The following is a 23,071-nucleotide window of genomic DNA, read 5'->3' as shown; positions in this document are numbered from 1 at the left end:
AGCGACTTTGCTCAGGCGTAGCGCGACAGCGAAAGGTCGGCGACGTCGATCTCCGGACGGATGCCACCGATCATGTCGGCGAGCACGCGGCCCGAGCCGCAGGCCATGGTCCAGCCCAGCGTGCCGTGGCCGGTGTTGAGGTAGAAATTGTCGAACTTCGTGCGCCCGATAACCGGCGTGCCGTCTGGCGTCATCGGCCTGAGCCCACTCCAGAAGGTTGCGCGGCTCTGGTCGCCGGCGCCGCCGAATAGGTCCTCGACCGAAAACTGCAGCGTTGCCTTGCGCGACGGCGACAGATCGGTGTTGAAGCCGGCGATCTCGGCCATGCCGCCGACGCGGATGCGGTCGCCGAGCCGGGTGATGGCGATCTTGTAGGTGTCGTCCATGACGGTGGACACCGGCGCGCGCGCTTCGTCGATGATCGGCACGGTGATCGAATAGCCTTTGACCGGATAGACGGGCACTTTGAGACCGAGCGGCTTGACGAAGGCAGGCGTGAAGCTGCCGAGCGCGCCGACGAACATGTCGGCCTCGACCTCGCCTTCCGAGGTGCTGACGGCAACGATGCGGTTGCCCTGCTGGCGCAGGCCCTCGAGCTTGACGCCGAAGCGGAATTCGACGCCGAGTGCCTCCGCAAGCTTTGCCAGCTCGTTGGTGAACTTGAAGCAGTCGCCAGTCTCGTCATTGGGCAGGCGCAGGCCGCCGGCAACCTTTTCGCGCACGGGCGCCAGGCCCGGCTCGGCGGCAACGCAGCCTGAGGCGTCCAGCACCTCGAACGGCACGCCGTCGCTCTGCAGCACCTCGATGTCCTTGGCCATGCCGTCGAGCTGCTTCTGGTAGCGGAACAGCTGCAGCGTGCCTTGCGTGCGGTGGTCGTATTCGATGCCGGTGTCGTCGCGCAGCGAAATCAGGCAGTCGCGGCTGTATTCGGCAAGGCGCACCATGCGGCTCTTGTTGAGGGCGTAGCGCGACGAGGTGCAGTTGCGCAGCATCGCCGTCACCCAGCGCCAGGTCGAGATGTCGAGCATCGGCTGGATGATCAGCGGCGCATGCTTCATGAACAGCCACTTCATCGCCTTCTGCGGAATGCCGGGTGCCGCCCAGGGCGAGGCGTAGCCGGGAGAGATCTCGCCGGCATTGCCAAAGCTGGTCTCAAGTGCGGGACCCGACTGGCGGTCGAGCACGGTGACCTTGTGTCCGGCCTTGGCCAGATAGTAGGCGGAGGTGACGCCGATGACACCGGCACCGAGAATGACTATGCGCATGATTGCCCCTGTGGTTAGCGCGCTGCCGGGCTGAGGTAACGGCGCTTGTAGCGCCGGCCCAGGCTGGTCAGGATTTCGTAGGAAATGGTGCCGGCATCCGCCGCGATCATCTCAAGCGTCTGGTGCGGACCGATCAGCTCGACCATGTCGCCGAGCTTGAGCGTGCCGGGCGCCAGGGCGGTGACATCGAGAATGATGCTGTCCATCGACACACGCCCGACGATCGGCAGGCGCACGTCGCCGAAATAGGCAGCACCCGAATTGCTGAGATGGCGCGGCAGCCCATCGGCATAACCGGCGGCGATGGTGGCAAGCCGCATCTCGGACTTGGCAACGAAGCTCGCGCCATAGCCGATCTCGGCACCTGACGGCACGGTGCGGGTCTGCACCACGCCGACCTCAAGCCCCACCACTGGCAGCATCGTATTGTCGCCTTCGGCGAGCGGTGCGCCGCCATAAAGTGCTATTCCCGGCCGGGCGAGGTCGCCACGAAAATCTTCACCGAGGAAGATGCCGGCCGAATTGGCAAAGGACAGTTTGGCGTCGGCAAAGCGGGCGCGAACAGCGCCCATGCGTGCCAGCTGGCGGGCATTGGCGCCATGCGCCGGCTCGTCGCCGCAGGCAAGGTGGCTCATGATGATGTCGACATGAATGCCGTCGAGCCGCTTTGGTTCGGCAAGCAGCGCGTCGAGTTCTTCGGGCGCGAGGCCAAGCCGCGACATGCCGGTATCGGCCTGGAGCACCGCTGGCAAAGTAACGCCGCGCGCCTTGGCCGTGGCCGACCAGTTGGCGACCTGTTCGAGCGAATTCAGCACCGGAACGATGCCAAGGTCGGCGCAATCATCCTCGCTGCCGGGCAAAAGGCCGTTGAGCACCAGGATGCGCGCGTCGGCGGCGAGATGCGGCTTCAGCCTGATCGCCTCGATGAAATGCGCAACGAAGAAGTCGCGGCAACCCGCATCGTAGAGCACCGGTGCCACCTCTGCCACGCCGAGCCCATAGGCGTCGGCCTTGACCACCGCCGCAGCCTTGCCGGGTGCGGTTTGCCGGCACAACTGCTCGTAATTCGCAACCAGCGCTGCCAGGTCGATGGTCAGCACGCCACAAGCCGCACGGCTTTCGATGTCGCTTTGCGCACCCATGTTCATTTCCGGAAAACTGTCCTCACCAAGCCAAGAGAATACCGCAATGATCGACGGAAATCTTGCCAATGTGACGAAGACTATGCGAACAATTGCGCTTGAGTGAAATTTTCATCGTCTATTTGAAAGGAAATGCGATGTCGTCTCTGGATGCCATCGACCGCGGCATCATCCGGGCGTTGCGCGCCAATGCGCGCGTCAGCAATGCCAAGCTGGCGGCCGAGGTCGGGCTGTCGGCATCGGCATGCCTGCGGCGGGTGCAATTGCTGGAACAGGAGGGCGTGATCCGCGGTTATACCGCGATCATCGGCAACGCCGCCGCCGACGAGGGCATCGCCGTCATCGTCCAGATCACTTTGGAGCGGCAGACCGAGGAATATTTCAACCGCTTCGAGCTTGCCGTGCGGCGCTATCCCGAGATCAAGGAGTGCTACCTGATGACCGGCGACTCCGATTATTTCCTGCGCGTCGAGGTGGCGAGTGCCGCTGATTTCGAGCGCGTGCACAAGGAGATCCTGTCGGCGCTGCCGGGGCTCGCCCGCATCCATTCGAGCTTTTCGATCCGCAACATCTTGCAGTCGAAACGACCGAAGACGTCGTGAAGGAAAACCGGCGCCCTTTTGGGGCGCCGGCTTGATGGTTGCTTAGACGGCTGCCTGGGTCACGAATTTGGTCACCAGATAGGCCTCGAGCGCTTCCGAGCCGCCTTCCGAGCCGTAGCCGCTGTCCTTGATGCCGCCGAACGGCACCTCCGGCAGCGCCAGCCCAAGATGGTTGATCGTCAGCATGCCGGTTTCGATCTCGGCACCGAGGTTGGTGACCGTCTTGTTCGACGTGGTGAAGGCATAGGCCGCAAGCCCGTAGGGCAGGCGGTTGGCCTCGGTCACGACATCGTCGAAGCTCTTGAACGGCACAACCAGTGCGACGGGGCCGAACGGCTCCTCGTTCATGATGCGCATGTCGGTGCGCAGGCCCGAAAGCACCGTCGGCTCGAAATAGGAGCCCTTGTTGCCGATGCGCTTGCCGCCGGTCTCGATCTTGGCGCCGTCGGCGACGGCTTCGTTGATCAGCTTTTCGACCGCTTCCAGGCGGCGTTCGTTGACCAGCGGGCCCATGCGGCTGCTGGCGTCGAGACCGTCGCCGACCTTCACCGCCTTGGCGTGTTCGACGAACTTGCCAAGGAAGCGGTCGTAGGACCCTTCCTGGATCAGGAAGCGCGTCGGCGACACGCAGACCTGGCCGGCATTGCGGAACTTCGAGGTGGCAAGCGTCAACGCCGCGGCGTCGATGTCGGCGTCGTCGAACACCATCGCCGGCGCATGGCCGCCGAGTTCCATCGTCGCACGCTTCATATGCGTGCCGGCAAGGGCTGCGAGATGCTTGCCGACCGGCACCGAGCCGGTGAACGACACCTTGCGGATGATGGGATGCGGTACGAGATAGCCCGAAATCTCCGGCGGGTTGCCATAGACGAGGTTGAGCACGCCATCAGGCAGGCCGGCATCCCTAAAGATGTCGCCCAGGCAAGCCGGCGAGGCAGGCGTTTCTTCCGGCGGCTTGACGATGATCGAGCAACCTGTGGCCAATGCAGCACCGATCTTGCGCACGGCCTGCGACACCGGGAAATTCCACGGCGTGAACGCCGCGACAGGGCCGACAGGCTCCTTGACGACAAGCTGCTGGATGCCTGGAGCGCGGGCGGGAATGACGCGGCCGTAGGTGCGGCGGCCTTCTTCGGCGAACCAGTCGAACAGGTCGGCCGACGACAGAATCTCCATCTTGGCTTCGCCGACCGGCTTGCCCTGTTCCTGCGTCATCAGTGCCGCAATCGCGTCGGCGCGTTCGCGCATCAGTTCGGCGGCGCGGCGCAGCACCTTGGAGCGCTCGAACGGCGAAACCTTGCGCCACACCTTGAAGCCACGCTCGGCGGCGGCGAGTGCCCGGTCGAGATCGCCCTTGCCGGCCGAAGCGACCTTGCCGATCACCTCGTTGGTCGCGGGATTGTAGACGTCGATGGTCTTGCCGCCTTCAGCAGCCGTCCATTTGCCATCGATGAACAGTTTCACTTCCGGGTACATGTTGTGTCCTTGCTGGGTCGTTCGTGAGGAGTGGGCGGGGCTTGCGTCGGCGCTGGCCTAGACGCGAGTCTGGGAGGCTTGGCTAGAGATAGGTTGGCATAAGTCTTTGTGCCACCAGTTCGGCGATCGCCAGCGACGAGGTCAGCCCCGGGCTTTCGATGCCGAACAGATTGACCAGGTTTTTGACGCCATGGGTTTCCGGGCCCTGGATGACGAAGTCGGCTGCCGGCTCGCCGGGCGCGGAAAGCTTGGGACGGATGCCGCTATAGGTCGGGCTCAGGCTGCCGTCGGCGAGGTCGGGCCAATATTTGCGGATCTCGCCATAGAAATGGTCGGCGCGGCGCGGATTGACGCTGTAGTCCTTTTCTTCGATCCACTCGACATCGGGGCCAAAGCGCATGCCGCCATTGAGATCGAGCGTCAGGTGCACGCCAAGCCCGCCCGGCTCCGGCACCGGGTAGATCAGCCTGGAAAAGGCTCGCTTGCCGGTGACCGAGAAATAGTTGCCGCGCGCCAGACGAAGTTTTGGTGCGAATTGCGGGTCGAGACCTTCGAGCCTGCTTGCCAGTGCATTCGCGCCGAGCCCGGCCGCGTTGACGAAATGGCGGGCGGCGATCTCGTATTCGCTGCCGGTGCTGCGATCATGCGTGCGCAGCACAAAACGGTCGGCTTCGATCCGCCCTGATACGATCTCCGTATTGAGGCTGAGATAAGCGCCGCCTTCTTCCGCTTCGCCGAGCAGCGAAAGCATCAGGGCATGGCTGTCGACGATGCCGGTCGACGGCGACAGCACGGCGGCCTGGCAGGTCAGCTGCGGCTCCATGGCCATCGCTTCGGCAGCGCTCAGCATGACGAGATCATCGACGCCGCACGCTTTGGCCTTGTCGATGATGCCGGCAAGCGTCGCCACCTGCTCGGGCAGTGTTGCCACGATCAGCTTGCCGCACCGCTTGTGCGGAATGTTACGCTCGGCGGCATAGGCATAAAGCTTGCCGCGGCCAGCAACGCACAGCGCAGCCTTCAGGCTGCCGGTTGGATAATAGATGCCGGCGTGGATCACCTCCGAGTTGCGCGAGCTGGTCTCGGTGCCGATGGCATCGGCCGCCTCGATGATAACAGTCTCCATGCCAAGCCGGCTAAGCTCACGCGCCACGGCAAGGCCGATGACACCAGCGCCGGCGATGATGCAGTCGACAGTGTCCATCTCAGGCGGCACTCCCGGCGGGCTTCAGCGCTGCGAGCTGGTCGATGATGAACGAGCTGGCACCCCTGATGTCGTCGACGATGGCGCGTTCGGCCTTGTCGGCGTCGCGGGCCTCGATGGCCGCGAGGATCACATGATGCTGGTCGATCATCGCTCGTCCGCCATGCTCGTACGATGCCGCGATCATCGGCCCCATCTGCAGCCACAGCCGGTTGAGGATGCCGCGCAGCACATTCATGTTGGCGATCTGGGCAAGGGCGAAGTGGAAGGTCTGGTTGAGTTCGAGCGCAGTCGCCCAGTCCTCGTTAGTGATCGCTTGTTCGTTGCGCGCGATCAGGTCGCGCAGGCGGGCGATGTCCTTGTCCTCGGCCTTGAGTGCAGCCTCGCGGGCGGCCAATCCCTCGAGCTTCATCCTGATCTGGCGGATTTCGAGATAGCGCTCCAGCGTCATGACGGGCACGCGCACCTCGCGCGCCGATTTCTGCACCAAAGCCTCGTCCTGGATCAGCCGCAGGATGGCGTCACGCACCGGTGTCACGGAGGTGCCGAGCGACTGCGCGAGATCGCGGATGGTCAGCCGCGCGTCTGGCGCAAAGCGTCCCTTGATCAGCGCGTCCGACAGCTGAGCATAGACAATCTCGCCGAGATTGTCGTGTTCCACCATCTGTAAGCCGAAATTCTCGTTCATCGTTGCCCGATCCTGCCGACACGGCGTGGCCTGCTTGCGGGCACGCGCTGGCCCTTGACAGTCCAATGTCGGAAAAACATGATGCATCAAACAGCAAAACGCGGATTTTGCAAGAGCGGCCGTCGACCGGCCGGACCGATTGAGCGCGGATGGCGACAAGCCTGCCCGCAAACCGAGCAGAGGAACTCACCATGGACAGCCAGCCCAATTCGCCTGAGGCGCGCGACAAGAAATACCATATGCACGCCTACACCAATGCCCGCCGGCATCAGGAAGTCGGCCCGCTGATCATCGAAAAGGGTGACGGCATCTATGTCGAGGACATCGCCGGCAAACGCTATATCGAGGCGATGTCGGGCCTGTGGAGCGTCGGCGTCGGCTTCTCCGAGCAGCGCCTTGTCGATGCGGCAACCCGGCAGATGTCCAAGCTGCCCTTCTACCACAACTTCACCCACAAGGGTCACTCGCCGCTGATCGACCTGGCCGAGAAGCTGGTCACCATGGCGCCGGTGCCGATGAGCAAGGCGTTCTTCACCAATTCCGGATCCGAGGCCAACGACACGGCCATGAAGATGATCTGGTTCCGCTCCAATGCGCTCGGCCAGCCTGAACGCAAGAAGATCATTTCGCGCAAGCGCGCCTATCATGGCGTCACCATTGCCTCGGCCAGCCTCACCGGCCTGCCCAACAATCACCTGTCCTTCGACCTGCCGATCGCCAATGTGCTGCACACCTCCTCGCCGCACTACTGGCGCGAGGCGCTGCCGGGCGAAACCGAGCAGGAATTCTCAACCCGTCTCGCCGACGATCTCGAAAAGCTGATCCTGGCTGAGGGCCCTGAGACCATCGCCGCCTTCTTTGGCGAGCCGGTCATGGGCGCGGGCGGTGTCGTTGTGCCGCCAGCCGGCTACTGGGAGAAGATCCAGGCCGTGCTGCAGAAATACGACATCCTGCTCGTCGCCGACGAAGTCATCTGTGGCTTCGGCCGCACCGGCAAGATGTTCGGCACCGAGACCTACGCCATGAAGCCCGACATCATGGTCATGTCGAAGCAGATCTCGTCGTCCTATTTGCCGATTTCGGCCATGCTGATCAACGACAAGGTGTTCGAGCCGATTGCCGACGAAAGCAACCGCATCGGCACCTTCGGCCATGGCTTCACCGCCGGCGGCCACCCGGTCGCCGCGGCTGTAGCACTTGAAAACATCGCCATCATCGAAGAGCGCAACCTTGTCGACAACGCCCGCGACGTCGGCGCCCACATGCAAAAGCGCCTGCGCGAGCTGACCTCGCACGACCTGATCGGCGAAGTGCGCGGTGTCGCGCTGATCGGCGCCATAGAGCTGGTCACCGACAAGGCGACCAAGGCACCATGGGGCAATGTCGGCGCGCTCGGCGGCCTCGTCAACGGCATCCTGCAGCAGAACGGCGTCATCTCCCGCAACATGGGCGACGCGCTCGCCTTCTGCCCGCCGCTGATCATCACCGAAAAGCAGGTCGACGACATCGTCGACGCGGTCAAGCTGTCGCTCGATCAGGCAGCCAAGCAGATCAAGGCCTGATATCAGGCCACCAAATCAAAACGCCCGCCGAAGTTTCCACTTCGGCGGGCGTTTTCGTTTTGGCCGTGCCCTGCTTGGGCGCGCGCTCCCTGAGCGGTACACACAAGGTTAGCATTGCACCGCGTCGGATTTCAGATGCGTCACGGCATAGATTCCCGACACTCTCCGCTCGTTCCTCGCTCACGAGGTCGGGAATGACGGGCTGAATTGGGGCGCCTTCGCCAACTACCAGCTGTGCCGACAGCTCCAATGGCTGCAACATTTGCCATGTTGCCGCCTGCACCGGTCACCGACATTCGAGTTTGGCTAAAACCGGCACATGAAGTCGTCATTCCCGACCTCGTGAGCGAGTGAAACGAGCGGAGAGTGTCGGGAATCTATGCCGTGACGCAGGCGACGTCTGAAGCGGTGCAATGTCACGCTTATGTGCGCGGGTGCGCATCCTAACTTGCCTGGCCCTTCGACAAGCTAAGTCTCCCCACACCCCAGGGGCATGAGCAACCCGGGTCGGCGGGATAGCGGCACCTTCTCCCGCAACGGGAGAAGGAAAGGGTGCCTTCACACGTGCTGGCCGCCATTGATGTGGATTTCGGAGCCGGAGACGTAGGACGCCTGGCTCGAGCACAGGAAATAGATGATGTCGGCGACCTCCGAGGTCAGGCCCAACCGGCGCATCGGGATCGTCTCGACGATCTTTTCGGTGCCGGGCGATAGGATTGCCGTGTCGATCTCGCCGGGCGCGATCGCATTGACGCGGATGCCGTGCGGGCCGAAATCGGCGGCCATCTCGCGCGTCAGCGCGCCGAGCGCTGCCTTCGACGTTGCATAGGCCGTGCCGGCAAAGGGGTGGACGCGGGTTCCGGCGATCGACGTCACATTGACCACCGAGCCCTTGGCTGCCGCGAGTTCCTTGAACAGGCCGCGCGCCAGCATGATCGGCGCCAGGAAATTGACCTGGAACACGTCGCGCCAGACATGCATCGGCGTGTCGATCGAGTTCATGCGCCCGCCGCCTTGGTGCTTGGGCGAGATGCCGGCATTGTTGACCAGTGCGTGCAGCAGGCCGCCTTCTTTTTCGAGCCGCTGGCGGATTTCCGAAACAGCGCTGCCGACGTCGCCCTGGTCGGCGAGGTCGACTTTGATGTGGTCATCCGGGCCGGCCGGCCACGGGCAGTCGTCGGAAAATGCCTGGCGCGAGCAGGTGATGACGCGCCAGCCTTCGCGCGAAAAGCGCTTCACCGTCGCATGGCCGATACCACGGCTGGCTCCGGTCAATACGATCGTCTTTCGCCCTTCGGTTTTCTCGGCCATCTCATCCTCATTCCAAGCTTGAAGCGTATGTAGCGGATGCACCTTGCCATTGCGAGGGGGCGCGACGAATGGCGGCTGCTTTCAGCCGCGTTCGGCGGCGGCCTCGCGAATGGTCTTGAGCAGGATCGAAAACGCGGGCGAGGGCTGCGTGTCGGTGCGCATGGTCAGCCCCACCGGCCCGCGTGTCTCCGAGGTGTCGACGGGCAGCATCTTCAGCGTGCCGGCCTTGATGTCGTCGCTGACAACACCGTGCGAGATGATCCACACCGCGTCGCTCTGGCGCACGAAAGCGCGGCCGAAAGCATCTGAAACCGTCTCGATCTCGGTCGGGATCGAGGCCACGCCATTCGTGATGAAGAAGCGCTCGACAAAGGGCCGGATGATCGAGCCACGTGTCGGCATCAAAAGCGGAAACTCGCTCAGCCGCTCGAACACATCCTGATCCGCCTGGAGCAGGGGATGGCCGGCTCGCACCACAAACACCACCTGCTCGGAATAAAGGTGCTCGAAGAAAAAGCCGGTCATCTTCTCGGGTGCCGCCAGGCGGCCGACGACGAGGTCGAGCTCGCCGAGCCTGAGCTGTTCGAGCAATACCGCGTTTTCGCCGGTGACGATCTTGATCGTGCCGCCGGTATTTTCGCTCAGGAAAAGGCTCATCGCGCGCGGCATGATATGTGCTGAAACCGTCGGCAGCGCGCCGATACGGATCGGCGGAGCCCCTTCGGCGCGTGAATTGGCAACCGAATCGATGCCTTGGCGAAGTGCCGTGATCGCCATGCCGGCATGCTGCATGAACACCTCGCCCGAGCGCGTGATCTTGATGCCGCGCCCGTCGCGCTCGAACACGGAAACGCCGAGCGCTTCTTCCAGCTCGCGGATCGTCTTGGTCACCGCCGGCTGGCTGACATTCAGGAGCCCGGCCGCCTTGACCACGCTTTTCTGGCGCGCGACTTCTAGGAACGTCTGGAGATGGCGGAACCTGACACGGCTTTCGATCATGGCTTTTCATAACCCAGCAGTTAAGAGAAGGCCACAAAATATCATTTTACCAAACCAAACAACTCATCCACTGTCATCACGAGGAGAAATCGAGTGCAGTTCACAGACATCGGCGGCATCACGCTGCACCACCAGCTCATCGGCGGGCCCGCGGACAAGCCGGTCATCGTCTTCGCCAATTCGCTGGGCACCGATTTCCGTATCTGGCGCGACGTCATCGTTCGCCTTGCCGGCGACTTTCCCATCGTCACCTATGACAAGCGCGGCCATGGTCTTTCCGACATCGGCACTGCTCCTTATTCGATGGACGACCATATCGGCGATCTCGCTGGCCTGCTCGATCATCTGAAGGTCAAGAACGCCATCATCTGCGGCCTGTCGGTCGGCGGGCTGATCGCGCAGGGCCTTTATGCCAGGCGCCCCGATCTGGTAAGCGCGCTGATCCTTTGCGACACCGCCCACAAGATCGGCACGACCGAATACTGGAACAGCCGCATCGCCGCTGTCGAAAAGGACGGTATCGCCTCCATTGCCGATGGCGTTCTCAAGCTGTGGTTCACGCCGGAATTCCATGAAAAGCGCAAGGACGACCTGATCGGCTACCGCAACATGTTGGCGCGCCAGCCGCTTGCCGGCTACACGGGCACCTGTGCCGCGCTGCGCGACGCCGACTACACCGAAGCCGCCAAGGCGATATCGGTGCCGACGCTTTGCGTCGTCGGTGACCAGGATGGCTCGACGCCGCCTGCACTGGTGCGTTCCATGGCCGATCTCATCCCTGGTTCGCGTTTCAAGATCATCGACGGCGCCGGCCACATCCCTTGTGTCGAGCAGCCGGAAGCGCTGGTCGCCCTCATGCGGCGCTTCGTTGCCCGCCTTCCACTGGAGTGAACTGACAATGAACCCATCGGCGCCAGCCTCGACCAGGTATCGCGAAGGTCTCGCCGTCCGACGCTCCGTGCTCGGCGATGCCCATGTCGACCGCGCCGAAACGGGCTCGACCGATTTCGACCGGCCGTTCCAGGAGCTGATCACCGAGTCCGCCTGGGGCACGGTGTGGGCGCGCCCGACCTGGACCAAGCGCGAGCGTTCGATGGTGACGCTGGCGCTGCTGGCAGCCCTTGGCCATGACGAGGAAGTGGCGATGCATGTGCGCGCCACCGCCAACACCGGGGCTTCGCGCGAGGACATCTGCGAGGCCTTCCTGCATGTCGCGATCTATGCCGGCGTGCCGGCGGCCAACCGCGCCATCAAGATCGCCAAGCACGTCTTCGCCGAAATGGATGCAGGCAAGTCCGATGACCACTGATCCCAGTTCCAACCGCAAGCCCGAGACAGGTGCCTTCTTCCAGCGTGACCGCGACTGGCACCCGCCGGCCTTCACGCCGACCTATAAGACCTCGGTGCTGCGCTCGCCGCAAAAGGCGCTCCTGTCGCTCGACAACACCATTTCCGAGATCACCGGCCCGGTCTTCGGCCACAATATGCTGGGCGAGCTCGACAACGACCTGATCCATAATTTTGCGAAGCCCGGCGAGAGCGCGATCGGCGAACGCATCATCGTTTATGGCCGCGTGCTCGACGAGCGCGGCAAGGGCGTGCCGGGTGCCTTGCTCGAATTCTGGCAGGCCAATGCCGGCGGCCGCTATCGCCACAAGAAGGAAAGCTACCTTGCCGCCCTCGACCCGAATTTCGGTGGCTGCGGCCGCGCCATCACCGACGAGGACGGTTCCTACGCTTTCCGCACCATCAAGCCGGGACCCTATCCCTGGCCGAACGGCGTCAACGACTGGCGCCCGGCGCATATCCACTTCTCGGTCTTCGGCCACGGCTTTGCCCAGCGCCTCATCACCCAGATGTATTTCGAGGGCGACCCGATGATCTGGCAGTGCCCGATCGTCAAGACGATCCCCGACCGCGCTGCGATCGAGATGCTGGTCGCAGCACTCGACATGCAGGCGACAATCCCGATGGACGCGCGCGCCTACAAGTTCGACATCGTTTTGCGCGGCCGCCGTTCGTCGCTGTTTGAAAACCGCCTGGAGGGCAACTGATGGTTCAGGCTCTCAATCGGCTCAAGGAAAGCCCCTCGCAGACCGCCGGCCCTTACGTCCATATCGGCTTGACGCCGAACTTCTCGGGCATCACGGGGGTCTACGACAAGGATCTCGGCACCGAAATGGTCAATGCCAAGACCAAGGGCGAGCGCATCACAGTGCGTGCCCGCGTGCTCGACGGCACCGGCACCCCGCTCAAGGACGCGCTGATCGAAATCTGGCAGGCCGATGCCGCCGGTCTCTACAATTCCCCGTCCGAACTGCGTGGTGCAGCCGACCCCAATTTCACCGGCTGGGGCCGCAAGGCCACCGACATGGTTTCGGGCGAATGTGTCTTCGAAACCATCAAGCCCGGCCGCGCTCCATTCAAGGACGGCCGGCTGATGGCGCCGCACATCAGCTTCTGGATCGTCGCGCGCGGCATCAATCTGGGCCTCAACACGCGCATGTATTTTGCCGACGAAGAACAGGCCAATGCGGAGGATCCCGTGCTCGCCCGCATCGAGCATCGTCATCGCGTGGCGACCCTCATCGCCGCGCGCGCGGGCGATGCCTATGTCTTCGACATCCACCTCCAGGGCGACAAGGAAACCGTGTTCCTTGACATCTAGATCATGACAGTTTCGCCATTCGATCACCCCTATCTGTCAGGCCTGCTCGGCGACGAGCAGGCGTCTCGCCAGTTTTCCGTGGAAGCGGAGGTGGCGGCGATGGTTGCATTCGAGCGCGCGCTTGCCGAAGCGCAAGCCGCCGAGGGCGTGATTGGCGGCGATGCCGCAGACGCCATCGTTTCGGCGCTGGCTTCGTTTGTGCCTGACGTGCCTGCGCTCAAGCAAGCCGTTGCTCGCGATGGCGTCGTCGTGCCCGAGCTGGTGCGCCAGTTGCGTGCAGCAGTCGGCAAGCCGCACAGCGACAAGCTCCATTTCGGTGCCACCAGCCAGGATGTCATCGACACCGCACTGGTGCTGCGCTTGAAGGTGATTGCCGACCGGCTCGACGGCCTGCTCGTCGAAATAGTCTCGAAGCTAACCGCGCTCGAACGGCGTTTCGGCGCCAATCCCATGATGGGCCGCACACGCATGCAGGCAGCGATCGAAATCACGGTCGCCGACCGTATCCGCGCCTGGCGCGAACCGCTCGAGCGTCATCGTGCGCGCCTGGCCGCCATGAAGCCGGAGTTGCTTGTCGTCCAGTTCGGCGGTGCTGCCGGCACGCTGGAAAAGCTCGGCGAAAAGGGTGCCGCCGTGCGCACATCGCTGGCGCGAAAACTCGGCCTCAACGACGCGCCGCAATGGCACAGCCAGCGCGACCGGCTCGCCGATTTCGCAAGCCTGCTGTCGCTGATCACAGGCAGCCTCGGAAAGTTCGGCCAGGACATCGCGCTGATGGCGCAGGGGGGCGACGAGATCGCGCTCAGCGGTGGTGGCGGCTCGTCGGCCATGCCGCACAAGCAGAACCCGGTCGCAGCCGAAGTGCTGGTCACGCTCGCGCGTTTCAATGCGACGCAGCTCTCGGGCATGCATCAGGCGCTGGTACACGAACAGGAACGCTCCGGCGCGGCCTGGACGCTGGAATGGCTTCTCCTGCCGCAGATGGCGGTGGCGACGGCGGCGTCTCTAAGGTTGGCCAATACGCTCGCCGGACAGATCGAAAGCATAGGCGCAAAAGCGGGCAACTAGCCGAGGCCCAGGCAACCAAGCGCCCCGGCCGACGGCTGGCCGAGACGGCCACGCGACGGATGGGCAGCGCGGCAAGAAGGACAACAAATGCGCACGCAAGTGGTCATCATCGGCTCCGGCCCTTCGGGTCTTCTGCTCGGACAATTGCTTGCCAACAGCGGCATCGACAACGTCATCCTCGAACGCGTCGACCGCGACTACGTGCTCGGTCGCGTCCGCGCCGGCGTATTGGAACAGGGCATGGTCGACCTTCTCGACGAGGCGGGTGCCGGCGCGCGCATGCATGCCGAGGGACTGCCGCATGACGGCATCTCGCTTGCCTTTGACAGCCGGCTTCACCGCATCGACCTTGCCGCGCTCACCGGCGGCAAGCGTGTCATGGTCTATGGTCAGACCGAGGTAACGCACGACTTGATGGACAAGCGCCAGGCCGAAGGCCTGACCACCATCTACGACGCGAAGAACGTTACGCCGCAAGGCTTCGATACCGACGCTCCCTTCGTCACCTACGAGAAGGATGGCATTACCCATCGCATCGATTGCGACTTCATCGCCGGCTGCGACGGCTTCCATGGCGTCAGCCGCAAATCGGTGCCAGAAGGTGCGATCAAGACCTATGAGCGGGCCTATCCGTTCGGCTGGCTCGGCATCCTGGCCGAGGTGCCGCCAGCCGATCACGAGCTGATCTACGCCAATCATCCCAGGGGCTTCGCGCTGTGCTCGATGCGCTCGACCCACCGCAGCCGCTACTATGTCCAGTGCCCGCTCGACGACAAGGTCGAGGACTGGAGCGACGACCGCTTCTGGGACGAACTGCGCCTTCGCCTGCCACCGGAGGTCGCCGCACGCGTCGTCACGGGCCCGTCCTTCGAAAAGTCGATCGCGCCGCTGCGCTCCTTCGTTGCCGAGCCGATGCGCTTGGGCCGCATGTTCCTCGTCGGCGACGCTGCCCACATCGTGCCGCCGACAGGCGCCAAGGGCCTCAATCTCGCCGCCAGCGATGTGCGTTACCTCTATGATGGCCTGCGCGAGTTCTACCAGGACAAGTCGCGCGCCGGCATCGATGTCTACTCAGTGCGGGCCCTGTCGCGCGTCTGGAAGGCAGTGCGCTTCTCCTGGTGGATGACCACCATGCTGCACCGTTTCCCCGACACCGACGATTTCGGCCAGCGCATCCAGGAGGCTGAGCTGGACTATCTCGTCCATTCGCAAGCGGCATCTGCCTCGCTCGCCGAAAACTACGTTGGATTGCCCTACTGATTTACTGAGGAAACAAGCAGGTCACATATCCGTCAGGTTATAGGATGTGCGTTTCTTTTCATTTTACATTACCGTTTCGAGCATGACACTTGGCACGATACGGAGAAACCGAGACTGGCGCGCCCGACAGTGCCGGCTCGACCACATGGAGGAAAAATTGAAGAAGTCTGTTTTGGCCGCTTTGGCGGTGTTGGCGCTTTCGAGCGCTGCCTTTGCCGACACCATCAAGGTCGGCGTCGTTGGTCCTTTCTCCGGCCCGTTCGCCATCCAGGGCAAGAATTTCAAAGCCGGCATCGACGCCTGGATGGCGCTGAACGGCTCCAAGGTCGGCGACAGCGACGTCGAGATCGTCTACCGCGACCTGCCGGCCGCCGATCCGGCACAGTCCAAGGCGCTGGCCCAGGAGCTGGTCGTCAAGGAAGGCGTGCAGTATCTCGCCGGCTTCTACTTCACCCCCGACGCCATGGCGGTCACCCCGCTGCTCGTGCAGGCCAATGTGCCGCTGGTCGTCATGAACGCCGCCACCTCGGCGATCGTCACCAAGAGCCCACTGGTCGTGCGCACCTCCTTCACCACCTGGCAGACCTCGGCGCCGATGGCCACGGTCGCCAAGGAGCGCGGCGTCAAGAAGGTCATCACGGTGGTCTCCGACTACGGCCCGGGCGTCGATTCCGAAAACGCCTTCAAGACCACCTTCACGGCCGAAGGCGGCGAGGTCGTCGAGTCCATCCGCCTGCCGCTGTCGACAAACGACTTCAGCCCGATCATGCAGCGCGTCAAGGATTCCGGCGCCGATGCCGTGTTCGCCTTCCTGCCGTCGGGCCCGACCACGCTGGGCTTCGTCAAGGCCTACAACGAAAACGGCCTCGCCAAGGCTGGCGTCCAGTTCCTGGCGCCGGGCGACCTGACCCAGGAGTCCGACCTGCCGGCACTCGGCCAGGCGGCCGAAGGCCTGCTGACGACCTTCCACTATGCCGTCTCGCATGACTCGGCTGAAAACAAGAAGTTCGTCGAGGCCGCCCACAAGGCGATCGGCAACCCGGCCGAGCTGTCTTTCCCTTCGGTCGGTGCTTATGACGGCATGCACGTCATCTACAAGATGATCGAGGCGACCGGCGGCAAGCAGGACGCCCAGAAAGCGGTCGATGCCGTCAAGGGCCTTGCCTGGGAAAGCCCGCGCGGACCGGTTTCGATCGATCCCGAGAGCCGTCACATGACGCAGAACATCTATCTGCGCGAGGTCGCCAAGGCCGCTGACGGCACCTACTACAACAAGGAAATCGCGACCTTCGAAAAGCAGGGCGACCCCGGCCTTGCGGCTGCGAAGTAACAGCGTTACGCCAACGACAGGGCCCGGACGCCACCTCGGCTTCCGGGCTGCTGCTGGATAAAACGATGCAAACCGTTTTCAGTGTTGGGATCGACGCCCTTGCCTATGGCATGGTGCTGTTCGTCATCTCGATTGGACTTTCGGTGACCATGGGCTTGATGCGCGTGGTCAACCTCGCCCATGGCGCATTCGCCATGATCGGCGGCTATATCGCCTCTTATGCCACCCAAACGCTCGGCTTCGGCTATGGCGTGGCGATCCTTGTCGCGGTGGTGGGCACCATCATCATCGCCATTCCGGTCGAGCGGTTCCTCTATCGCCGTATCTATGGCGCGCCTGAACTCACCCAGGTGCTGATGACCATCGGCATCACCTTTTGCGTCATCGGCATCGCCAACTATGTCTTCGGCCCGACGCTGAAGACAATTCCTCTGCCCGAAACGCTGCGCGGCCCGGTCGATCTCGGCTTCCGCTCGATTGCTGCCCACAAGCTGTTTGCCATCGCGTGCGGCGTTGCCGTTGCAGGTGCGCTGTGGTTCCTGATCGAAAAGACATCCTTTGGCGTCAAGCTGCGTGCCTCGGTCGATAATGCCGCCATGGCTGCCTCGCTCGGCGTGCGTACCAAGATCGTCTACGCCGTGAGCTTCGCGGTCGCCGTCGGCCTCGCCGCTTTCGGTGGCATCGTCGGCGCCGAGCTTCTGCCGATCGAGCCCTATTACGCGCTGCGCTACATGGTCACCTTCCTGGTCGTCGTCTCGGTCGGCGGCGCTGGTTCCATCCCTGGCGCGCTGCTCGCCTGCCTGCTGCTTGGCGCCATCGACACAACCGGCCGCTATCTTCTGCCGGAATATGGCGAGTTCTTCTTCTACCTCGCCGTCATTGCCATCGTCTGCGTCTTCCCGCGCGGCCTTTTGGGCAGGAGCAAGTAGATGGCCGCCATCGAAAACACCGCCGCTGCCAAGCCTGCCGCGGCACGCCCGAACTGGCTGGTGCGCGACCTCATCGGTCTCGCCGTGATCCTGGCCTTCGCCGCGATCGGCTATTTCCTGTTCCCCAACAATCTGGCCCTGCTGACGCGCATCTTGGGCGTCGCACTGCTGGTCCTGTCAATCGACCTCGTCACCGGCTTCTGCGGCGTCGCCACCCTTGGCCATGCAGCACTCTTCGGCGCCGGCGCCTACGCTTCGGGCATCGCCGCGGTCCATTTCGGCATCACCGACCCGCTGCTGATGGTCGTCGTAGGTGCCATTGGCGGGGCGCTCGCCGGCATCGTTTCCGGTGCGGTTATCCTGCGCGGCCATGGGCTGGCACAGCTGGTGCTGTCGATCGCGGTCGTCCACCTGTTCCACGAGGCCGCCAACAAGGCCTCCGCCTATACCGGTGGCAGCGACGGCCTGTCCGGCATCTCGCCCGACCCGATCTTCGGCATGTTCGCCTTCGATCTCTGGGGCCGCACCGCCTACGGTTTCGCCGTGGCGCTGGTGGTCATCACCTTCATCGTGCTGCGCCTGATCACCCGCTCGCCCTTCGGCATGCTCTGCCGCGGCATCAAGGAAGACCCGATCCGCATCCGCGCCATGGGCGCATCGGTGCAGGGCACGCTGCTCAAGATGTATGTCATCTCGGGTGCTGTCGCCGGCGTCGGCGGCGCGCTCAACGCCATCTCGACCCAGGTCGTTGGCCTTGACTCGCTCAGCTTCACGCTCTCTGCTGAAGCGCTGGTCATGCTGGTGCTCGGCGGCACGGGTTCGCTCTATGGCGCGCTCATCGGCACCGTCAGCTTCATGTGGTTCGAGGATTTCGTTTCGGCGGCCAACCCGTTCCACTGGCTCACCATCGTCGGTGCCTTGCTGATCGCCGTCGTGCTGTTTGCACCGCGCGGCCTCTACGGCACTGCCTTGACGCTGCTCGATCGTTTCAAGGGAGCCGGCAAATGAGTGCGGTCTTCCAGGTCGAAAACCTGAAAAAATCCTTCGGCGGCCTGGCCGTCACGCAGGACGTGTCGATCACCATGAACCCCGGCGACCGGGTGGCGCTGATCGGCCCCAATGGCGCCGGCAAGACCACCTTCGTCAATCTGGTGACGGGCCACTTGGAGCCCGATTCCGGTAAGGTCATGCTCGGCGGCAACGACGTCACGTCCCTTGGGCCTGTGCCGCGCGTCCGCCAAGGGCTCGTGCGCTCGTTCCAGGTCACGCGGCTGTTCCCCGACATGACGCCGGAAGAACATCTCGCACTCGCCGTCATGCAGCGTACCGGCCGCACCGGTCGCATCTTCGGCCATTTCCATTCCATGCCGGATGTCATGGCCGAGGTTGCCGAGCTGTTGCGCACGCTTGGCCTCGATCACATCGCCACCCGCAAGGTCAGCGAGATCGCCTATGGCCAGCAGCGTCTGCTGGAGATCGCCCTGGCGCTGGCGCTCAAGCCCAAGGTGCTGCTGCTCGACGAACCTGCCGCTGGCGTGCCGCAAAGCGATACGCCGCGCATCGAAGCCGCCCTTGCCGGCCTGCCATCCGACCTTGCCGTGCTGATGATCGAGCACGACATGGATCTCGTTTTCCGCTTCGCCAAGCGTGTCATCGTTCTCGCCGCCGGCGCCATCATCTTCGATGGTTCGCCCGGGGACGTCACCAAGGACGCGCGTGTGCGCGAAGCCTATCTCGGAAGCTACGCCAATGACCGCAGCGCCGCTTGAAGTCAAAGACCTGAGCGCCGGCTACGGCCCGACGCGCGTGCTGGAAGGCATCAGCTTCTCCGTGCCCGCCGGCTCGCGCCTTGCCGTGCTTGGCCGCAACGGCATGGGCAAGACGACGCTGCTTGCCACCATCGCCGGCCAGACCAAGCGCTATGGCGGTTCGATCCGCCTCGGCGGCACTGACATGAGCAGCCAGGAAAGCGCGGCGCGTGCCCGCAGCGGCCTCGGCTACGTGCCACAGGCGCGCTGCATCTTTCCTTCGCTCACCGTCGAGGAAAACCTGTTTGTCGGACTCAAGGGCCGCGACCGCTCGGCGATCGAGGAAGCCTACGACATGTTCCCGCGCCTCAAGGAGCGCCGCAAGAACTTGGGCTCGCAACTGTCCGGCGGCGAGCAGCAGATGCTGTCGACCGCCCGCAGCATCCTCGGCAAGCCGACGGTGCTGCTGCTCGACGAGCCGCTGGAAGGCCTGGCCCCTGTCATTTGCGAAGAGCTGATGGTGGTGTTTTCGAAACTCGCCTCGGGTGGCGATATGACAGTCGTCCTTGTCGAACAGCGCATCCAGAGCGCGCTCGATTTCGCCGACCACGCCATCATCCTGGAGCGTGGCCGCATTGCCTGGTCGGGCACGCCGGTTGAGCTTGCCGCTCAGCCTGATGTCGTCGAGCGCCTGCTCGGCGTCGGCGGCCTGCACTGAGCTGACCAACCGGCAGCTTATGCTGCCGGTGCCTCTGCCGGCTGATGCGCGGGAGCTCCCTTTTTGGGCTCCTCGAGCCTGAACCAAGCGACATAGAGTGCCGGCAAGAACAGCAGCGTGATCGCCGTGCCCGCCAGGATGCCGCCCATCATCGCATAGGCCATCGGCGCCCAGAACACCTCGCGCGCGATCGGGATCAGCGCCAGGCTGGCTGCTGCGGCCGTCAGCGCGATCGGGCGCATGCGGTGCTCCGAAGCCTCGATCACCGCGCGCCAGCGGTCGGTGCCCGTCGCGATCAGCTCTTCGATCTGCACGATCAGGATCACTGAATTGCGGATCAGGATGCCGACAAGTGCCAGCACGCCCAGCACGGCCACGAAACCCAGGGGTTGCCCTGTTGGTACCAGTGCCGCCACCACGCCGATCAGGCCCAGCGGTGCAACGGCCACGACCAGGAACAGCCGCTGGAAGCTTTGCAGCTGGATCATCAGCACGGTTGCCATGACAAACAGCATGATGGGCACCACCGCGATGATCGGACCCTGGCTGTTGCCGCTTTCTTCGACCGTGCCGCCTGTTGCGACCGCGTAGCCTGCCGGCAGCTTGGCAATAAACGCGTCGACGGTGGGCTTCAGTTCGGCAACGACGGTGGCAGGTAGCGTGTTGCCGACAAGCCCGGCCTTGACCGTGATCGTCGGCATGCGGCTGCGTCGCCAGACAGTTGGCTGTTCGATCTCGTAGCGGATGTCGGCGACGGTGGCGAGCGGGATCGCCTCGCCGTTTCCGGTGGGGATCTGCAGGTTGCGCAACGTCTCGATCGAGCCGCGCTCGGCCTCGCCGGCACGCACAACCACATTGATCAGATAGGTGGCGTCGCGCACCTGGGTGATGGCAACGCCCCCGACCACGCTGTTCATCGCACTCGCGATGTCCTGCGAGGTGATGCCGAGCTGACGCGCCTTGTCCTGCAGCACATCGACCTTGAGCACGCGCGAAGGCTCGTTCCAGTCGAAGCTCGGCGCTTGCAGCTTCGGATTGTCCGAGATTTGCTTGGCGAGTTGCTGCGACAGCGTGCGTACCGTCTGGATGTCAGGGCCGCTGACGCGATACTGCACCGGCCGCCCGACGGGCGGGCCGAGTTCCAGCGTCTTGACGAAGGCGTCGGTGCCAACGAATTGCTCGCGCAGGATCTTTTCGATCGCAGGCTGCACCCGGTGCCGCGCCTCGAGATCCTTGGTGACGATGACGGTCTGGCCGAAATAGGGGTTGGCCGGCTGCACGTCGTAGGCCAGCACGAAACGCACGGCACCCTGGCCGACATAGGAGCTCCAGTGGTCGACATCGGCATTGCCCTTGAGCGCCATCTGTTCGAAGCGCTCCATCTGGGTGCGTGTCTCGGCGATCGAGCTGTTCTGCGGCAGGTTCCAGTCGACGATCAGCTCGGGACGATCCGATGGCGGGAAGAACTGCTGCTGCACGAAGGTCAGTCCGAACACCGATGCGGCAAACAGCGCGATGGTGGCGAAGATGGTGATCCAATGCCGGCGGACAGCCAGATGCAGCAGGCGCGAGAAGCCGGCGGCGACGCGGCCTGGACGCTCGTCGTGCTTTTTCATCGTCGCCGGCAACAGCGTCACGCCAAGCAGCGGCGCAAACAGCACCGCAACGATCCATGACAGCAGCAGCGACACGGCGATGACGACGAACAGCGTGTAGGTGTATTCGCCGGCCTGGCTGCTGTTCAGCCCGATGGGGATGAAACCCGCCACAGTGACCAGCGTGCCGGTCAGCATCGGGAAGGCTGTCGAGGTGTAGACATAGGTCGCAGCGCTTCTCAGCGAGTCCCCCACCTCCAGCCGCGCCACCATCATTTCGACCGCGATCATCGCATCGTCGACCAAAAGCCCAAGCGAGATGATCAGGGCGCCGAGCGAGATACGCTGCAGCGAAATGCCCATATAGGCCATCACCAGGAAGGTGATCGCCAGCACCAGCGGGATCGACAGAGCGACGACAAAACCGGCACGCATGCCAAGGCTGATGAAGGAGACGGCGAGCACGATCGCCACCGCCTCAAACAGCGCCCGGGTGAAGCCCGATACGGCATGCTCGACAATCACCGGCTGGTCGGCGACGAGATGCACGCCGACCCCGACCGGCAGATCGCCGATCACCTCATCCATCAGCTTCTTCAGCGCATCGCCGAATTCCAGCAGATTGGCGTTGGGCTTCATGCCGATGGCAAGTGCGATCGCCGGCTCGCCATTGACGCGAAACAGCGCGGTCGGCGGATCGACATAACCGCGGCTGATGGTGGCCACGTCGCTCAGCCGGAAGAAGCGGTCATTGACCCTGAGGTTGATCGCCCTCAGGCTCTCTTCCGAGGTGAACTGGCCGCTGACACGCACCGCGATGCGCTCAGGCCCGGCCTGGATCACGCCCGACGGCGACACCGCGTTCTGCGCCTGCAGGCTGGCGATGACGGCCTGCTGGTCAAGGCCCAGCGCCGCGATCTGGCGGGTGGAGAATTCGAGATAGATGACCTCGTCCTGGGCGCCGACAAGTTCGACCTTGCCGGCATTGGGAATGTTCAGGATGCGTGTGCGCACCGTCTCGACATAGTCGCGCAGCTGACGCATCGACAGCCCGTCGGCGGTGAAGGCATAGATGTTGCCGAACACGTCGCCGAAGCGGTCGTTGAAGAACGGACCCTGCACCCCTTGCGGGAATTCCGGCCGGAGGTCGTTGATCATGTTGCGCACTTCCACCCAGGTCGGCGCCACGTCGCGCGCCTTGGTGGTCGGCTTGAGATTGACGAAGATGAGCGTCTGGCCGGCGGTCGTCACGCTGCGGCTGTAGTCGAGGCTTTCAAGCTCCTCGAGCTTCTTTTCGATCCTGTCGGTGACCTGCTTGGTGGTTTCTTCGACCGAGGCGCCGGGCCAGTTGGCCTGGATCAGCATCGTCTTGATGGTGAAGCTGGGGTCTTCCTCGCGGCCGAGATGCAGATAGGCGAAAATGCCCGCGATGGTGAAGATCAGCATGAAGTACCAGACCAGCGAACGGTGGTTCAGCGCCCAGTCGGAAAGATTGAAACCCTTCAC

Annotated in this window: 21 protein-coding genes; 13 read left to right on the top strand and 8 right to left on the bottom strand. The window is 63.7% G+C overall.

Features of this window, described 5'->3' with window-relative positions; translation table 11 throughout:
• Positions 1-11: 11 nt before the first annotated feature.
• Together AC1RTB_RS07755 and alr are read right to left on the bottom strand one after the other, a co-directional pair.
• Positions 12-1,265, bottom strand: coding sequence for a D-amino acid dehydrogenase (locus AC1RTB_RS07755; protein ID WP_492876247.1), 1,254 nt, complete (start codon positions 1,263-1,265; stop codon positions 12-14).
• A 14-nt stretch (positions 1,266-1,279) separates the two neighbouring features.
• Positions 1,280-2,413, bottom strand: a complete 1,134-nt coding sequence (gene alr, locus AC1RTB_RS07750) for an alanine racemase (RefSeq protein WP_492876245.1) — start codon at positions 2,411-2,413, stop codon at positions 1,280-1,282.
• A 131-nt stretch (positions 2,414-2,544) separates the two neighbouring features.
• On the opposite strand from alr, the gene AC1RTB_RS07745 reads away from it, so the two are divergent.
• Positions 2,545-3,009 carry an Lrp/AsnC family transcriptional regulator gene (locus AC1RTB_RS07745; RefSeq protein WP_476784874.1) on the top strand — a complete coding sequence of 155 codons (465 nt, stop codon included), beginning with the start codon at positions 2,545-2,547 and terminating at the stop codon, positions 3,007-3,009.
• Between the two features lie 42 nt (positions 3,010-3,051).
• On the opposite strand, the gene AC1RTB_RS07740 is transcribed toward AC1RTB_RS07745, so the two are convergent.
• The 3 genes from AC1RTB_RS07740 to AC1RTB_RS07730 form a co-directional block, all read right to left on the bottom strand.
• Complete coding sequence (locus tag AC1RTB_RS07740) at positions 3,052-4,485, bottom strand: NAD-dependent succinate-semialdehyde dehydrogenase (RefSeq protein WP_492876242.1); 1,434 nt, start codon at positions 4,483-4,485, stop codon at positions 3,052-3,054.
• 82 nt (positions 4,486-4,567) lie between these two features.
• Positions 4,568-5,689 carry an NAD(P)/FAD-dependent oxidoreductase gene (locus AC1RTB_RS07735; RefSeq protein ID WP_492876240.1) on the bottom strand — a complete coding sequence of 374 codons (1,122 nt, stop codon included), beginning with the start codon at positions 5,687-5,689 and terminating at the stop codon, positions 4,568-4,570.
• Between the two features lies 1 nt (position 5,690).
• A complete protein-coding gene (locus AC1RTB_RS07730) occupies positions 5,691-6,377 on the bottom strand; it encodes a GntR family transcriptional regulator (RefSeq protein ID WP_492876238.1) in 687 nt (228 codons plus the stop codon).
• A gap of 191 nt (positions 6,378-6,568) precedes the next feature.
• Here AC1RTB_RS07730 and AC1RTB_RS07725 point away from each other — a divergent pair, with 191 nt between their 5' ends.
• Complete coding sequence (locus AC1RTB_RS07725) at positions 6,569-7,939, top strand: aspartate aminotransferase family protein (RefSeq protein ID WP_492876236.1); 1,371 nt, start codon at positions 6,569-6,571, stop codon at positions 7,937-7,939.
• Positions 7,940-8,497: 558 nt separating this feature from the next.
• On the opposite strand, the gene AC1RTB_RS07720 is transcribed toward AC1RTB_RS07725, so the two are convergent.
• The gene (locus AC1RTB_RS07720; RefSeq protein WP_492876234.1) at positions 8,498-9,250 is read right to left on the bottom strand and encodes an SDR family NAD(P)-dependent oxidoreductase; all 753 of its coding nucleotides are present in this window, start codon (positions 9,248-9,250) and stop codon (positions 8,498-8,500) included.
• Between the two features lie 81 nt (positions 9,251-9,331).
• Positions 9,332-10,249, bottom strand: coding sequence for a pca operon transcription factor PcaQ (gene pcaQ, locus AC1RTB_RS07715; protein ID WP_492876232.1), 918 nt, complete (start codon positions 10,247-10,249; stop codon positions 9,332-9,334).
• Between the two features lie 93 nt (positions 10,250-10,342).
• Between pcaQ and pcaD the strand changes: the two genes are divergently transcribed.
• From pcaD to AC1RTB_RS07660, 11 genes are all read left to right on the top strand, one after another.
• On the top strand, positions 10,343-11,140 hold the full coding sequence (pcaD, locus tag AC1RTB_RS07710) for a 3-oxoadipate enol-lactonase (protein WP_492876230.1): 798 nt from the start codon (positions 10,343-10,345) through the stop codon (positions 11,138-11,140).
• 7 nt (positions 11,141-11,147) lie between these two features.
• A complete protein-coding gene (pcaC, locus tag AC1RTB_RS07705) occupies positions 11,148-11,558 on the top strand; it encodes a 4-carboxymuconolactone decarboxylase (RefSeq protein ID WP_492876228.1) in 411 nt (136 codons plus the stop codon).
• On the top strand, positions 11,548-12,303 hold the full coding sequence (gene pcaH, locus AC1RTB_RS07700; RefSeq protein ID WP_492876226.1) for a protocatechuate 3,4-dioxygenase subunit beta: 756 nt from the start codon (positions 11,548-11,550) through the stop codon (positions 12,301-12,303). The genes pcaC and pcaH overlap by 11 nt, the downstream gene beginning before the upstream one ends.
• Entirely contained in the window at positions 12,303-12,917 is a 615-nt protein-coding gene (pcaG, locus tag AC1RTB_RS07695; RefSeq protein WP_492876224.1) for a protocatechuate 3,4-dioxygenase subunit alpha, read from the top strand. Before pcaH ends, pcaG begins: the two co-directional genes overlap by 1 nt.
• A gap of 3 nt (positions 12,918-12,920) precedes the next feature.
• On the top strand, positions 12,921-13,985 hold the full coding sequence (locus AC1RTB_RS07690; protein ID WP_492876222.1) for a 3-carboxy-cis,cis-muconate cycloisomerase: 1,065 nt from the start codon (positions 12,921-12,923) through the stop codon (positions 13,983-13,985).
• Positions 13,986-14,072: 87 nt separating this feature from the next.
• Positions 14,073-15,245 carry a 4-hydroxybenzoate 3-monooxygenase gene (gene pobA, locus AC1RTB_RS07685; protein WP_492876220.1) on the top strand — a complete coding sequence of 391 codons (1,173 nt, stop codon included), beginning with the start codon at positions 14,073-14,075 and terminating at the stop codon, positions 15,243-15,245.
• Positions 15,246-15,402: 157 nt separating this feature from the next.
• Positions 15,403-16,575, top strand: a complete 1,173-nt coding sequence (locus tag AC1RTB_RS07680; RefSeq protein WP_492876218.1) for an ABC transporter substrate-binding protein — start codon at positions 15,403-15,405, stop codon at positions 16,573-16,575.
• A 65-nt stretch (positions 16,576-16,640) separates the two neighbouring features.
• The gene (locus AC1RTB_RS07675) at positions 16,641-17,504 is read left to right on the top strand and encodes a branched-chain amino acid ABC transporter permease (RefSeq protein ID WP_476784091.1); all 864 of its coding nucleotides are present in this window, start codon (positions 16,641-16,643) and stop codon (positions 17,502-17,504) included.
• Positions 17,505-18,512: a branched-chain amino acid ABC transporter permease gene (locus AC1RTB_RS07670; protein WP_492876216.1), complete on the top strand. Its 1,008-nt coding sequence runs from the start codon at positions 17,505-17,507 to the stop codon at positions 18,510-18,512.
• Positions 18,509-19,273 carry an ABC transporter ATP-binding protein gene (locus AC1RTB_RS07665; protein WP_492876214.1) on the top strand — a complete coding sequence of 255 codons (765 nt, stop codon included), beginning with the start codon at positions 18,509-18,511 and terminating at the stop codon, positions 19,271-19,273. The genes AC1RTB_RS07670 and AC1RTB_RS07665 overlap by 4 nt, the downstream gene beginning before the upstream one ends.
• A complete protein-coding gene (locus tag AC1RTB_RS07660; protein WP_492876213.1) occupies positions 19,254-19,970 on the top strand; it encodes an ABC transporter ATP-binding protein in 717 nt (238 codons plus the stop codon). The genes AC1RTB_RS07665 and AC1RTB_RS07660 overlap by 20 nt, the downstream gene beginning before the upstream one ends.
• A gap of 17 nt (positions 19,971-19,987) precedes the next feature.
• On the opposite strand, the gene AC1RTB_RS07655 is transcribed toward AC1RTB_RS07660, so the two are convergent.
• On the bottom strand, positions 19,988-23,071 hold the full coding sequence (locus tag AC1RTB_RS07655; protein ID WP_492876211.1) for an efflux RND transporter permease subunit: 3,084 nt from the start codon (positions 23,069-23,071) through the stop codon (positions 19,988-19,990).

This window comes from Aminobacter sp. GW821-FHT11F06 (assembly GCF_058808215.1).
Note: the sequence above shows the minus strand (reverse complement) of the source record. Positions and strands in the feature narration are given on the sequence as shown.